This is a genomic window from Brucella sp. 22210 (assembly GCF_052045675.1).
In the GTDB taxonomy this organism is placed as follows: Bacteria; Pseudomonadota; Alphaproteobacteria; order Rhizobiales; family Rhizobiaceae; genus Brucella.
The window spans coordinates 91978-105356 of the sequence record NZ_JBQEPD010000002.1 but is presented as its reverse complement, the minus strand read 5'-3'; the positions used below and the strand labels follow the sequence as shown (position 1 = coordinate 105356).

The following is a 13379-nucleotide window of genomic DNA, read 5'->3' as shown; positions in this document are numbered from 1 at the left end:
ACGGATGACGAGAGCGACGACCCTTGGCAGAAACTGGCTTCTGGCGCTGGCAGCCACGGTTTCGGTCGCTCTTTCGTCCGCCGAGGCTGCACCGTCGCAGCGCGTGGTGTCGATCAATGTTTGCACCGATCAGTTGGCGATGCTTCTGTCCGCTCCAGGGCAGTTGCAGTCGGTTTCTCATCTGTCGCGTGATCCGCAGCTTTCCGTGCTGGCCGGGCAGGCGGCGCAACTGCCGGTCAATCATGCGCAGGCGGAAGAGATTTTCTTCATGAAACCGGATCTGGTGCTAGCGGGCACATTTTCATCGCAGGTGACGGTCGATCTTCTGCGCAGGCTTGGCCTGCGCGTGGAACAGTTTGCGCCCGCCCGCTCCTTTGACGATATCGAAACACATCTGAAGCGCATGGGTGTGTTGCTGGGGCGCGAAGAGCAGGCGGAAGCACAGGTCGCTTCCATGCGGGCAAGGCTTGCGGCTATTGAAAAGCCGCAGCATCGCAAGACTGTCGCGCTCTATTTCGCCAATAGTTACACCTCCGGGCGCGGCACGCTGATTGACGAGGCGGTCAAGCTTGCAGGGCTGGACAATATTGCCGACCGGGCTGGCGTGAACGGTCCTGCGGCGCTGCCTCTGGAAATGCTGGTGATGGAAAAGCCGGACATGCTGATCCTCAGTGCGAATGAGCGCGCACCGGCGCTCGCTTTCCAGAATTTCCAGCATCCGGCGTTGCGCGCAATAGAACGCGAGGCGAAAGCAATGACGCTTCCTGATAATCTGACTGTTTGCGGCGGGCCGTTCAGTGTTGAGGCGGTGGCTAAACTTGGCGAGGCGGCGCGTGACTGACAGTGCTCGTTTCGTGCTTTTGCTTGTCGGTCTCGCCTTGCTGGTTGCGGTACTCTTCGCATGGTCCCTGCTGACCGGGCCAGCCAACATCAGCGCGAGCGACAGTCTCCACGCACTGTTCAGCGGCGAGGGCGATGCCATCGTGCTGGTCATGCGCGAAATCCGTCTGCCACGCGCCTTGCTGGCGCTGCTGATCGGGGCATCGCTCGGCCTGTCAGGGGCGGCACTTCAGGGCTATCTGCGAAACCCGCTCGCTGAACCGGGGTTGCTTGGCGTCAGTGCTTCCGCTTCGTTTGGCGCCGTCATCGCCATCTATACGGGGTTGTCCCTGTTGTTTCCCTTGGCTTTGCCATTGCTGGCGCTGGCTGGAGCATTCGCGTCAGTCTTTCTCGTCAAGCTTCTGGCCGGGCGCAATGCCGGAACGCTGGCGGTCATTCTGGCCGGTGTTGCAGTGACCAGCCTTGCCGGAGCACTGACCGCTCTGGCGCTGAACCTGTCGCCCAATCCCTTCGCGGCCATGGAAATCGTGTTCTGGATGCTCGGCTCATTGGCGGACCGTTCGATGACCCATGTGATGCTGGTTGTCCCGTTTATCCTCGTTGGCTGGATCATGCTTCTGTCGCTCGGGCGGGCGCTGGATGGCCTGACGCTCGGTGCGGATGCTGCGGCAAGCATGGGCGTCAGTCTCGCGCGCGTGCAGCTTCTGGCCGTTCTTGGCACGGCACTTTGTGTCGGCGCGTCAACTGCGGTGGCAGGCGCTATCGGGTTCGTTGGCCTTGTCGTGCCGCATTTGCTGCGACCGCTGGTTGGCGCACGACCATCGCGGCTGCTTGTCGCGAGTAGCTTGGGCGGCGCTGCTTTGCTGCTTGCTGCCGATGTGTTGGTACGCGTCGCCATGCCGGGACGGGAACTGAAGCTTGGCGTTGTGACGGCCTTGATCGGCGCGCCATTCTTCCTGTGGCTGGTGTTCAAATATCGCAGGCAACTCGTATGACGGCGCTCTCGGTCCAAAATATCAGCGTGTCGCTGGGTGGGAAAACCGTGCTGGATCGGGTTGGCTTCGATGCGGGGCCGGGCGAATTCATCGGCCTGATCGGTCCCAATGGCGCAGGCAAAACCACACTTCTGAAGGCAATGCTCGGCCTTGTCCGGGCGGATGGCGCAGTTTTGCTGGATGGCCGAGCGATAGGCAGTCTCAATGCGCGCGACAGAGCCCGGGCGATTGCCTATCTGCCGCAGGAGCGCGATGTCGCCTGGCCCGTTTCCTCCCATATGCTGGTGTCATTGGGGCGTTCTGCGCTGAAACCAAGCTTTGCTTCACTGGATGCTGGTGATGAAGCGCTGATCCGCTCGGCGATGCAACGCATGGATGTTGAGGCTTTCGGCGAGAGGCCAGCCAATGCGCTTTCCGGCGGTGAACTGGCGCGGGTGCTGATCGCGCGCGTTCTGGCGCAGGATACGCCGGTCATCCTTGCCGATGAACCGGTCGCTGGGCTTGATCCGTCACATCAGCTGGCCTTGATGGAAAATTTTGCAGCACTTGCGCATGAGGGCCGGACGGTGATCGCGTCACTGCATGAGCTGAGCCTCGCGGCACAATATTGCACGCGGCTGATCATTCTCGATAACGGGCGTCTTGCGGCGGATGGCCCGCCGCAAGATGTGCTGACCCCGGAGCGACTACGGCAGATCTATGGGATTGAGGCGCATATCCTCCATCTCGACGGCCAGTTCATCGTGCAGCCGAAGTCGCGCGCTTAAACATTGCGCCACTGGCGTTCCCGCGCTGAGGCGTAGATCGTTTCTAGCGTCTTTTGCACTTCATAACCTTCGCGGAAATCGGCATGGCCGGTTTTATGGCCTGCAATGGCCAGCAGGAAGTCGCGCACTTCGATAGTCTTGAGGTCGTTGAACCCGATCTGGTGCCCAGCCGCCACGCAGAACGAACCATAGGGTTCGTGATCAGGACCGGCGAAAATCTTGCGGAAGCCCTGCTGTCCCTTTTTGTCGGCATAGAGAAACAGGTCCAGCTCGTTGAAACGCTCCTGCGAGAAGAAGATCGCACCTTTCGAGCCGGAAATTTCAAAGTCGTGCTGCATTTTGCGCCCGCTGGCGATCCAGCTTGCTTCCAAGGTCCCGGTCGCCCCATTGGCAAAACTGACCATGGCGTGACAGACATCATCCACTTCAACCGGCTTGCTTTGTGAAGGATTGGCACTGTTCGGGCGCTCGCGGATGGCAGTGACAGTCTTGCCCATGACTTCGGCAATCGGCCCGACCAGATAGCGCGCGGCGGCGATGATATGGCTGCCAATGTCGGCAAGAGCGCCGCCACCGCCTGCCGGGTCCAGCCGCCACGTCCATGGGATGCGCGCATCGGCCATGAAATCTTCCGCATGGATGCCGCGAAAGTTTCGAACCTCTCCAATTTCACCGCTGTCTATAATGTCTTTCGCCAGCCGGATCATCGGGTTCTTGAGATAATTGAATCCAACGGCTGTCTGGATGCCCTTTTTCTCTGCCGCAAGCGTCATCTCCAGACACTCGGCGGCGCTGGGGGCGAGAGGTTTTTCGCAATAGACATGCTTGCCCGCATCAATCGCCGCCAAGGCCATTTCCTTGTGAAAGCGGTTGGGTGTGGTGATATCGATGAGATTGATTGCCGGATCAGCAATCAGGTCGCGCCAGTTGCCTGTCGCGTGGGCAAAGCCCAGTTGTTGTGCAGCTTTCTGTGCCGTTGTTTCATCAATATCGGCCAGCGTGTGCAGCTCGACCTGCGCGGGCAGCTCGAAGATGCGATTAACGTTGGCAAGTGCCAGCGCATGGGTCTTGCCCATAAAGCCGGACCCTATCAGACCTGTAACGACTGCCATGCCTTCCTCCCAAGCGCTGACATTGTACATGCTGGCAAAGCCGCACCCGCAACACACATAATCCAGCCGGAAAATATGCTTTTTAGGGAGAGCTTATGCGATTGACATGAGCTAGCAGAAATGGAATTATAATTCCACGAGAATTTTCTAATGATTGTTTCATTCTATTGAGTAGCTGAAGTCGGTTTGCATTGCGGGTCATGGCTTGGAGGAAGTCACCGTAAGAATACCGGAGAGGCTGAAAATCGAGAAAACCGGCGGGGAGCGTCGGGCAATGGGAGGAGTGAACATGAAATCTCTGTTGAAATCGGCAGTTGCTGGCGTTGCTCTTATGGCAGCGTCATTTGCTGCGCATGCAGCTGACATCAACATTGTTGTCGTCAGCCATGGTCAGGCATCGGATCCGTTCTGGTCTGTCGTGAAGAATGGTGTGGCGGAAGCTGCCAAGGATACAGGCGCCAAGGTTGATTATCGTGCGCCAGAAACCTTCGATATGGTGCAGATGGCGCAGCTTATCGATGCGGCCATCAACCAGAAGCCGCAGGGCATTGTCGTATCGATCCCGGATGCAGATGCGCTCGGACCGTCGATCCAGCGTGCTGTCGCGGCGGGTATTCCGGTTATCTCGATGAATTCCGGTTCCGACGCTTCCAAAAAGCTCGGTGCACTGCTGCATGTCGGTCAGGATGAGGCCGATGCGGGCAAAGCTGCCGGTGAAGCCTTGAAAAAGGCTGGCGGCAAGAAGGGCATCTGCGTCAATCAGGAAGTGGGCAATGTCTCGCTTGATCAGCGTTGCGCCGGTTTCAAGGAAGGCTTCGGTGACGTGACCGTTCTGCCGACCTCGACCGATCCGGCGGAAAACGAAGCCAAGGTGCGTGCCGCGCTCGCTTCGGATACGACGATTGATACGATCCTCACGCTCAATGCCACGCTTGCCGGTGAACCTGCCGTGAAGGCGGCTGGCGAAAGCGGGCGCAGCGGCATTCATGTCGCAACCTTCGATATGTCTCCGGGTTTCCTTGAGGCAGTCGAGAACGGCAAGGCAGACTTTGCCATCGACCAGCAGCAGTTTCTGCAAGGCTATCTGCCGGTCTCGTTCCTTGCCCTCAATGCTAAATACGGCCTGATGCCCGGCGGCAATGTGCCTTCCGGTCCGAACCTGATTACCAAGGATAAGGCCAAGCAGGTTGTGGAGTTGTCCGCCAAGGGCATCAGGTAAAACTACTTTCAGAACTGACATTTGACCCGCCCATTGCGATGGGCGGGAACGGGTGGTTGCACCCGAAGCTCGACGGCTGCGCATGGAGCAGCTGCGAGACGGCTTCAGGAGAAAATCATGAGTGAACCAATGTCCGAACCGAAGCCCGCGACGATTGTGGAGCAACGAGACGAACGGCTGAAAACGGCAAGCCCGATCCAGCGGCTCTTGAGCCGACCTGAACTTGGTGCCGTTTCCGGGCTTTTTCTCATCACGGCTTTCTTCCTGACCACGGCCAATCCGGCAATGTTCACGGCTGCGGGCATCATGAATTTCATGGCACCTGCATCGCAGCTGGGCATTCTCGCGGTTGCCGCCGCGCTTTTGATGATTGGCGGCGAGTTCGATCTTTCCATCGGGTCGATGGTGGCGTTTGCGGGCTTGATTTTTGCCGCAGCACTCGTCGTCTGGCAGGTGCCGCTTGTGGTGGCGATTATTCTCACACTTGTTTTTGCCGCTCTGGTCGGCGTGATCAATGCCCAGATCGTCATCAGGACGGGGTTGCCGTCCTTCATCGTGACGCTGGCTTTTCTGTTTATCCTGCGTGGCCTGTCGCTGGTTGGTCTCAAATGGGCAACCGGTGGCGCAACGCAGCTTCGCGGCGTCAAGGAAGCTGTCGGCAACAGCATGATTGCCGGTTTGTTTTCGGGTGATGCGTTTCAGGGATTGTTCGCCTGGATGGCCGAGCATGACCTGATCGCCAAATTCCCCAATGGCGAACCAACCGTAAAAGGCGTTCCGGTTGAAGTCTTATGGTTCGCGGGTGTGGCGCTGATCGCCACCTATGTTCTGGTGCGCACCCGCTTCGGCAACTGGATTTTTGCGGCGGGTGGCGATGCTCTGGCGGCGCGCAATTCCGGCGTTCCGGTTCGCCGCGTCAAGACCACACTCTTCATGTGCACGGCCATGGCTGCAGCGCTGGTCGCCATTCTCACCGTGCTTGATGCCGGTTCGACCGATGCGCGGCGCGGCTTCCAGAAAGAGTTTGAAGCCATCATCGCGGCTGTCATCGGCGGGTGCCTGCTGACAGGCGGTTATGGCTCGGCCATAGGTGCATTCTTTGGCGCCATCATTTTCGGCATGGTGCTGATCGGCCTGACTTATACGCAGATTGATCAGGACTGGTATCTCGTCTTTCTCGGCGGAATGCTGCTGATCGCCGTTCTCTTCAATAATTTCATTCGCAAGCGCGCCACGGGCGAGCGCTGAGCCGGGAGGTTGCCATGACAATGACAACGACGACGATTGAAATCCGTAATCTTGTCAAACATTTCGGGCCGGTTATTGCACTGAATGGCGTTTCGCTGAGCGTCGAACCCGGGCAGGTCCATTGCCTGCTGGGCGATAATGGCGCGGGTAAATCGACGCTCATCAAGACCTTGTCCGGTGTGCATAAGCCGACGAGCGGTGACTTCTTTGTCGAAGGCAAACAGGTTGTATTCAACAGCCCGCGCGATGCGCTCGATCATGGTATCGCGACGGTCTATCAGGATCTGGCGATGATCCCGCTCATGTCGGTGATGCGGAACTTCTTTCTGGGTCGCGAACCGACCAAGGGGATAGGGCCGCTGCGCTGGTTCGACACGCAGTTTGCCGAAGACGTAACCCGCGAGGAAATGCGCCGGATCGGCATCGATGTGCGCGATCCGCAACAGGCTGTGGGCACGCTGTCCAGTGGCGAGCGGCAATGCGTGGCCATTGCCCGTGCGGTTTATTTCGGGGCGAAGATATTGATCCTTGACGAGCCGACCTCCGCGCTTGGCGTCCGCCAGACCGCGATGGTGCTCAAATACATCAATCAGGTGCGCGCGCGGGGTCTGGGCGTGATTTTCATCACCCACAACGTCCGCCATGCCCATGCGGTGGGCGACAAGTTCACCGTGCTCAATCGCGGCGTGACACTGGGCACCCGCACCAAAAGCGAAGTCGATATGGATGAATTGCAAAGCCTGATGGCTGGCGGTCAGGAATTGTCCGACCTGTCAGCCGAGTTGGGCGGCAGAGTTTGATCGGGTTTCGGAGATTGCGATGAACGAGCAGTTGAAAGGCAAGGTTGCTGTCATCACCGGCAGCACGCAAGGATTGGGTGCGGCCACAGCAAAGCTGTTTGCCGAGCGAGGTGCAGCCGGTCTGGTGATTTGCGGACGCTCGGCAGAAAAGGGGCGGGCGCAGGTCGATCTGCTTGAGAAAACTGGCACGCGCGCGGTTTTCGTTCAGGCCGATCTGGAGAAAGTCGAGGATTGCAGAAAGATCATCGCCGAAGCCGACCGTGCATTCGGGCGTCTCGATATTCTGGTCAACGCGGCCGGTCTGACCGACCGAGGAACTATTCTCGATACCTCGCCAGAACTTTTCGACCGGCTGTTTGCTGTGAACACCAGAGCGCCTTTCTTTCTCATTCAGGAAGCGATCAAGCTTTTCCGTCGCGACGCGGTGGAGGGGGCTATCGTCAACATATCCTCCATGTCATCGATGGGCGGCCAGCCGTTCATCGCGGCTTATTGTGCGTCCAAGGGCGCAGTCGACACGCTGACCCGCAACGCTGCCTATTCGGTCCTGCGCAATCGCATCCGCGTCAACTGCCTGAATATCGGCTGGATGGCGTCGGACGGCGAAGACCGTATCCAGCGCGAATTTCATGGCGCGCCCACCAACTGGCTCGATGACACCGCCAAGGCACAACCCTTTGGGCGCTTGATCGACCCCGCGGAAGTTGCGCGCGCAATTGCGTTTCTTGCTTCGGAAGAATCGGGGCTGATGACCGGAGCTATCGTCAATTTTGATCAGTCGATCTGGGGTGCTTATGATGGTTCGCCGCACCCGCAAGCGCCGCTCTGATGTGAATTACTGTGGCGTTTCTAGCGCGATCTACTAAAAAACTACGCATTTAATTGGGGGTATGCCAAAAAAACAGGCAACAACTGTCGTTCCTGCTTGCGCGCACAATTACAGGTAGTTAGACGATGCTCTAAACCGTTGTTTTAGCCGTGTTTCTGCAAACCACGACTTTTCGTCTGGTTGTACGATCCGAAGGCGATCACGGCTGACATAACTACCGTTTCAATTGCGCTGAAAGGACGAATATCGTGGAGCAGGCAAAGAACGGGACCGGCAAGGGTGGACGCAAGGCGCTTTGGGCAGCCGTTGCGGTCATCGCGATAGCTGCCGCTGGTCTGACCGGATACAAGATCACGCTTCAGAACACCATCACGTCACAACTGGAAAAGCGCGGCGGCAAGGCCGCTTCGGTTGAAGCCGATTTCTTCGGGCGCATTCATCTGCGCGACGTGACGATGCCGCTCAAGAACGGCTCTGAAGTGCGCATCGGCTCGATTGAAGGTCGTCCGAAGTTCCTGTTTCTGACAGGCATGCTCGATGCATCCGACATCAACACGCAAGTCGCCAATTACAAGATCTCCATTCCCCATGTGAAGATCGACGATGCGAATTTCGATATTTCGACATTGCGCGAAACCTTTGGCAACAGCCAGCTGACCGTGCCTGAGCGCGTCGGCCGCTTCTCGGCCAAGAGCGTCGTTGCACCGGAAATCAATCTGGTTCAGACCATTGCCGGCAACGAGCAGAAAGTCTCCTACAAGGACGTGAAGCTTGAGGACATCAAGCAAGGTCAGGTCGCCCGCTTTTCCGCTGCAGGCACGACGTTTGAATTTGCGTTTGAAGTGCCCAAGGAAGAAGGCGAGCCAGTCCGCGACCAGATGCAAGGCTCGATGGGCCTGACCGAAGGCAAAGACATCGACGCCGTTTATCTGGCCCGTCTCTATACGGACAAGGCTGGACCAGACGATAAGGACGCCAAGCCGGTCTATGGTCCGTTCTCGGCCAAGAATATCGTCATGAAGAGCCGTGAAGTGAACTTCAGTTATGACGAGATTCGCAGCAACGGCTTCAGCATGCGCATGCCTGCCGAGCCGCTGCTGGACATGGTTCAGCAGATTGAGGCGGTCAAGAATCCGGAAGATCTGACGCCAGCCGAACAGCGCGAATTCTTCCTGCGTCTGCTGTCGATTGTCGATACGATCGGCAAGGGCGACATGGAGTTGCTCGGCCTCAAGATCGAACCTTCCGACACCACCAAGGGTAAGGGCGATATCGCACAGATCTCGATTGCCTTCGATCACAGCAAGGTTGACGCAACCGTCAAGGGTATCAATATCGGTGACGGCACGGATCACGTGAAGGTCGATGAAGCTTCCATGCAGGGCTTTTCCTGGGCTCCGACCGCCGAAGCTTTGAAGAAGCTCGCCGCGCTCAGCGATGAAGAAGCGGAGAACTTCCCGTTTACAACGCTATTGCCTGAATTTGGCACCATGCGCATTGCAGGCGTCGATGCCGATCTGCCTTATGAGCCGGAAGTCGTCAATGAAGTGACCGGCAACGACGAAACCACAGACGACGCGGGCGATCAGGAAACCGTCGATGCCGCAGTCGCTACGGATGATCAGGGAGTCGATATTGCGGTTGCTCCGCAGGATTCCACTGAAGAACCTGCGACCGAAGGTGAAGACGCGCAGCCGGAAGCGACTGAAGAAGCACAGCCAGAACCTGCTGAGGAAGCCAAGGCTCCGACGGTTCCAGAGCGCATCAAGTTCTCATTGAAGAATTACGAAGTCGCGCTCAACAAGCCGCAGAACGGTATCCCGACCGATATTCGCGTTACCTATGAGGACATGACGCTTCCGGTACCGCAATCCGGCAATGACGAGATTTACGACCAACTGCGCAAGCTTGGCTATGACAAGGTGACGATCTCGTCGAATGTGGCGATGAACTGGGATGAACCGAACCAGAACCTCGTCATTTCGGATATTTCCGTCAGCGGCAAGGATATGGGCAGCGTTTCGGTCAATGGCCTGATGGGCGGTTTCACCAAGGAGTTCTTCTCGGGCGACAAGGTGATGACGCAGGTTGCCGCTCTTGGCCTCAAAGCGCGAGAAGTAAAGGTGAAGGTTGAAGAGAAGGGCCTGATCGCCAAGGCGCTCAAGCTTTATGCGGAAGAAAACGACATGACGGAAGATGAAGTGCGCAGCACCTTCTCCATGATCGCCGCCGCATTCCTGCAGGAACTGGCAACGGATCAGCCGAAGCTTCAGGACGCGGTAACCGCATTCTCCACCTTCCTCGCCAAGCCGAATATTTTCGAGCTGACGGTCACGTCCAAGGCGGAGAAGGGCATCGGCGCGCTGGAGATGATCTCTGCGTCTCAGGACCCTCTATCGCTGCTGGACAAGGTGAATATCGAAGCCAAGGCCGAGTAAGCCATCTTTCGATTATGAATGAGACAAACGCCGGCTGCATCGCAGCCGGCGTTTGCATATGGGCTGTCGTTTGAATAGGTTTTCGCATCGAAGATGCCTCAAATCTGGAATCAGACACTATGCTGAAAAACATCAACCCTTTGCTGACCGGCTCGCTTCTCTCCATCCTCGCAGATATGGGGCATGGCGACGATCTCGTGATCGTGGATGCAAACTATCCGGCGCAAGCCTCGGGCGTGCCAGTGCTGGATTTTCCGGGCATCAGCGCAACCGCCATGGCCGAAGCGGTCTTGTCGGTGTTGCCGCTCGATGATTTTGTCGACAAGCCTGCTGCTGTCATGAAGGCGCCTAACGAGACACCGGCCATTTATGGCGAGTTTGAAGCGGTCATTGCCGTGGCCGAGGGGCGCAAGATTGCCGTCGATCCGTTGGAGCGATTTGCGTTCTACGACCGCGCCACGGAAGCATTCGCTGTGATCCGCACCGGCGAGCGTAGGCTTTACGGCAATATCATTCTCAAAAAGGGTGTGATCCGCTCCTGATCGTCCAAGGCGAACCATTAAGAAAGCCCGGGCCATTGCGCCCGGGCTTTTTGTTTCAGGTATTATTCCTGAGGCTTTTCTTTTTGGTCCTTCATAGGGCCCTTATGGTCGCCACCCTTGTGGTGCTGTCCCATACCATGGCGGCCATGATTTGGGCCCATGCCGTGACGGCCCATATGGACGGCGCGCATTTCCTTGCGGTCGAGCACGCCGTCATCATTCCGGTCCAGCGCGGCGAATTCCTTCTTGCGCTGGTTTTCTATGTTCGACAGGGTGATCTTGCCGTCACCCTTGACGTCGAGACGACGTTCCAGACGGTCGGCCTCGCGCTTCACGATACGCTTGAGCGCCAGAGCCTCGATTTCATCGCGAGACAGGACGCCGTCGCCATTAGTGTCGGCAGCTTTCAGCTCTTCCATGCGGGAGAACTTCTCCAGATCAATTGGTCCGCGCTTGGTCTTGACGTCATTATCCTGTGTAGCAGCCGCTTCCGTTGCCGGCTTTGGTGTATTCGCATTGCTGCTTTCCTGTGCCAATACAGGTCCTGCAAGCATTGTCGATGCGATTACAGCGAGAATTGCGGTTCTATATTTCATGGTTGTTTGACTCCATTACTCTTTACAGGGGCGCCGTCAATTGGCGTGCCAGTAATGTGTTTCTTTTTAGATGAACCTCATATGAATATGCCAATTAATTATATGTAATGAATTTGTAATGTGACCGCAGAGGTGGTGTGGCTGACCCCGACGCTGTGTGGGTGACAGGGCAATCTGCCAATCCGAGAATCGCGACAGAACCCGGTGCAACGACGCGTGCATTCAAGCGTGCAGATTGGATGTGCGGTGATGTTCAGGCGGGAAAGGGAAAGGGGAGTTTTCGTTGCGATCTTGAGATCACTTCGGTCCCGTTCTTTACGGGGTCAATCAGCGGAAGCGTTTGTTTTCAGAAGAGAAAATGGTGGGTGATGTAGGGATCGAACCTACGACCCGCTGATTAAGAGTCAGCTGCTCTACCAACTGAGCTAATCACCCACTCGCTTTGCCGAGGCAGCGGCCCCGGTGAAGTGAGCGGGTGTATACCGGTCGATTTTCCAGCTGTCTACCCTCCAATCGAAATTTTTCGAAAAAAACTTGCATCTTTGTTCAAAACCCCGGAAACGCTGGGTTTTGATAAATCCGGCTTTGCATCTTTGTCGGGAATTTCGTTCCTGTGTTCGCAAAAATTGTGATTGCGCCGACGAATCCCGAAGAATCGAATGCAAAAGATTCTTGATTTGATTCATTTTTTTGCGCTTCGAACGTTGTAAGCGCGCATGGCCGACTCCATATTCGCGCAATACTGGATTCGTACTTGCGGATATGTCCGTGTGGGAGGCGAAGCAGGTTACGGCTTCGGGGCGTAGGTTCACGCTTCAAATGTCGCAGCCATGTCATCATTTTTTGATGCTTGTCTGAGAAGTTAGAGCATATAAATGTCTTGATCACCGGGTAATCAAATCTTGATCACAAACCCGTGCTGATCATTTGACATTATAATCCGAGCAAGGCGCGTCATGCACCGGATAGCCTTTGCAGAGAAAACCGAGGCGGGTAAATCGCTTCAAGATCCGGTTCGCGGCATTTGAGGAAAGCATGGAAAGCATTATCAGCAATCTCGGGCATTTCATTTCCGATCATCGGGTATGGGCCGGGCCTATTGTTGGTGTCATTGCCTTCGGCGAATCTCTCGCGATCATCGGAATGTTCATTCCTGCCACCCCGATCATGATTGCCATTGGTGGCCTTGTCGGGGCTGGCATCATTGAGCCGCTGCCCGTCATCATCGGCGCCATCATCGGCGCGGTGATTGGCGATATCATCTCCTATTTCCTCGGCTGGTGGCTGGGCCGCAACATCATTCACAAATGGCCGCTGAACAAGCATCGCAGTGGCGTGGCGCGTGCGCGCCTGCTGTTCCGCCGCTATGGCTTTTCGGCCGTCTTCCTCGGTCGTTTTTTCGGGCCTGTGCGCTGCACTGTGCCGATGGTCGCTGGTATGATGTCGATGGACCAGACACGCTTCCAGACCGCAAACGTGCTGTCCGCGCTGGTTTGGGCTCCCCTGATGTTCCTTCCTGGCTGGCTCGCCGGGCGTGGCGCAGGCATTTTCGCCAAGATGGATAGCGATCACATGTTCTGGTTCGCCATCGGCATCACAGTGCTGACGCTGATCTTCACCGTTATCGGTGTTCGCTTCTTCAAGGCGCGCCCACCGCGCCGTGAGCGTAAATCGCGGCGCGTACAGGTGTCGCCCGCCGAATAAGGGAATAAGGCGGACGCACTTGCCTGATCGGTGATCGTCTGCATAATAAGGCAACGCTGGCAGTTGGTCGTATGATTGTGCCTGTCAGCCTGCTGAATATATTGTGAACAACAATCGTATGTTTCGTATAGCAATTGGTGCCCGAGGTCGGCGATAACGCCGATACAGCGCCCTACAAAAGGTTCATCGCGCTTAATGCCCGACGACAGTTCTGACGATTCTTCTTACCGAAGTACCGGTTCCCTCGCGGGAACCTGTCGCTTCATAGGCTTAAAGCCTGTCTCCGCCG

Annotated in this window: 12 protein-coding genes and 1 tRNA gene; 10 read left to right on the top strand and 3 right to left on the bottom strand. The window is 56.8% G+C overall.

Annotated elements, in window-relative coordinates; all coding sequences use genetic code 11:
• Positions 1-4: 4 nt before the first annotated feature.
• Genes ACTJKP_RS03440 through ACTJKP_RS03430 form a run of 3 tightly spaced genes read left to right on the top strand, consistent with a single transcriptional unit; the run spans position 5 to position 2602 of the window.
• Entirely contained in the window at positions 5-841 is an 837-nt protein-coding gene (locus tag ACTJKP_RS03440) for an ABC transporter substrate-binding protein (RefSeq protein WP_440629700.1), read from the top strand.
• Positions 834-1835, top strand: a complete 1002-nt coding sequence (locus ACTJKP_RS03435; protein ID WP_440629699.1) for a FecCD family ABC transporter permease — start codon at positions 834-836, stop codon at positions 1833-1835. Before ACTJKP_RS03440 ends, ACTJKP_RS03435 begins: the two co-directional genes overlap by 8 nt.
• Entirely contained in the window at positions 1832-2602 is a 771-nt protein-coding gene (locus ACTJKP_RS03430) for an ABC transporter ATP-binding protein (protein ID WP_440629698.1), read from the top strand. The genes ACTJKP_RS03435 and ACTJKP_RS03430 overlap by 4 nt, the downstream gene beginning before the upstream one ends.
• Here the strand turns inward: ACTJKP_RS03430 and ACTJKP_RS03425 are convergent.
• The gene (locus ACTJKP_RS03425) at positions 2599-3714 is read right to left on the bottom strand and encodes a Gfo/Idh/MocA family protein (protein ID WP_440629697.1); all 1116 of its coding nucleotides are present in this window, start codon (positions 3712-3714) and stop codon (positions 2599-2601) included. The genes ACTJKP_RS03430 and ACTJKP_RS03425 overlap by 4 nt on opposite strands.
• A gap of 289 nt (positions 3715-4003) precedes the next feature.
• Here ACTJKP_RS03425 and ACTJKP_RS03420 point away from each other — a divergent pair, with 289 nt between their 5' ends.
• The 6 genes from ACTJKP_RS03420 (at position 4004) to ACTJKP_RS03395 (ending at position 10790) form a co-directional block, all read left to right on the top strand.
• A complete protein-coding gene (locus ACTJKP_RS03420) occupies positions 4004-4933 on the top strand; it encodes a sugar ABC transporter substrate-binding protein (protein ID WP_078339347.1) in 930 nt (309 codons plus the stop codon).
• A 117-nt stretch (positions 4934-5050) separates the two neighbouring features.
• A complete protein-coding gene (locus ACTJKP_RS03415; protein WP_440629696.1) occupies positions 5051-6181 on the top strand; it encodes an ABC transporter permease in 1131 nt (376 codons plus the stop codon).
• Between the two features lie 20 nt (positions 6182-6201).
• Entirely contained in the window at positions 6202-6981 is a 780-nt protein-coding gene (locus tag ACTJKP_RS03410; protein WP_440629874.1) for an ATP-binding cassette domain-containing protein, read from the top strand.
• Positions 6982-7000: 19 nt separating this feature from the next.
• Complete coding sequence (locus tag ACTJKP_RS03405) at positions 7001-7810, top strand: SDR family oxidoreductase (protein ID WP_440629695.1); 810 nt, start codon at positions 7001-7003, stop codon at positions 7808-7810.
• A gap of 248 nt (positions 7811-8058) precedes the next feature.
• Positions 8059-10248 (top strand): hypothetical protein, encoded by a 2190-nt coding sequence (locus ACTJKP_RS03400; protein ID WP_440629694.1) that lies wholly within the window; start codon positions 8059-8061, stop codon positions 10246-10248.
• A 119-nt stretch (positions 10249-10367) separates the two neighbouring features.
• The gene (locus tag ACTJKP_RS03395; protein ID WP_138786319.1) at positions 10368-10790 is read left to right on the top strand and encodes an RbsD/FucU family protein; all 423 of its coding nucleotides are present in this window, start codon (positions 10368-10370) and stop codon (positions 10788-10790) included.
• A gap of 62 nt (positions 10791-10852) precedes the next feature.
• On the opposite strand, the gene ACTJKP_RS03390 is transcribed toward ACTJKP_RS03395, so the two are convergent.
• Both ACTJKP_RS03390 and ACTJKP_RS03385 read right to left on the bottom strand, forming a co-directional pair.
• The gene (locus ACTJKP_RS03390) at positions 10853-11386 is read right to left on the bottom strand and encodes an EF-hand domain-containing protein (RefSeq protein ID WP_440629693.1); all 534 of its coding nucleotides are present in this window, start codon (positions 11384-11386) and stop codon (positions 10853-10855) included.
• 359 nt (positions 11387-11745) lie between these two features.
• Positions 11746-11821 (bottom strand) — tRNA-Lys (locus tag ACTJKP_RS03385).
• A gap of 600 nt (positions 11822-12421) precedes the next feature.
• Between ACTJKP_RS03385 and ACTJKP_RS03380 the strand changes: the two genes are divergently transcribed.
• Entirely contained in the window at positions 12422-13090 is a 669-nt protein-coding gene (locus ACTJKP_RS03380; protein ID WP_078339340.1) for a DedA family protein, read from the top strand.
• Positions 13091-13379 lie beyond the last annotated feature (289 nt).

Excerpts from the sequence above, each read along its gene's own strand:
- ACTJKP_RS03395 (WP_138786319.1), top strand. The coding sequence starts at position 10,368 with ATGCTGAAAAACATCAACCCTTTGCTGACCGGCTCGCTTCTCTCCATC.
- ACTJKP_RS03425 (WP_440629697.1), bottom strand. The coding sequence starts at position 3,714 with ATGGCAGTCGTTACAGGTCTGATAGGGTCCGGCTTTATGGGCAAGACC.
- ACTJKP_RS03380 (WP_078339340.1), top strand. The coding sequence starts at position 12,422 with ATGGAAAGCATTATCAGCAATCTCGGGCATTTCATTTCCGATCATCGG.
- ACTJKP_RS03410 (WP_440629874.1), top strand. The coding sequence starts at position 6,202 with ATGACAACGACGACGATTGAAATCCGTAATCTTGTCAAACATTTCGGG.
- ACTJKP_RS03420 (WP_078339347.1), top strand. The coding sequence starts at position 4,004 with ATGAAATCTCTGTTGAAATCGGCAGTTGCTGGCGTTGCTCTTATGGCA.
- ACTJKP_RS03415 (WP_440629696.1), top strand. The coding sequence starts at position 5,051 with ATGAGTGAACCAATGTCCGAACCGAAGCCCGCGACGATTGTGGAGCAA.
- ACTJKP_RS03430 (WP_440629698.1), top strand. The coding sequence starts at position 1,832 with ATGACGGCGCTCTCGGTCCAAAATATCAGCGTGTCGCTGGGTGGGAAA.
- ACTJKP_RS03405 (WP_440629695.1), top strand. The coding sequence starts at position 7,001 with ATGAACGAGCAGTTGAAAGGCAAGGTTGCTGTCATCACCGGCAGCACG.
- ACTJKP_RS03390 (WP_440629693.1), bottom strand. The coding sequence starts at position 11,386 with ATGAAATATAGAACCGCAATTCTCGCTGTAATCGCATCGACAATGCTT.
- ACTJKP_RS03440 (WP_440629700.1), top strand. The coding sequence starts at position 5 with ATGACGAGAGCGACGACCCTTGGCAGAAACTGGCTTCTGGCGCTGGCA.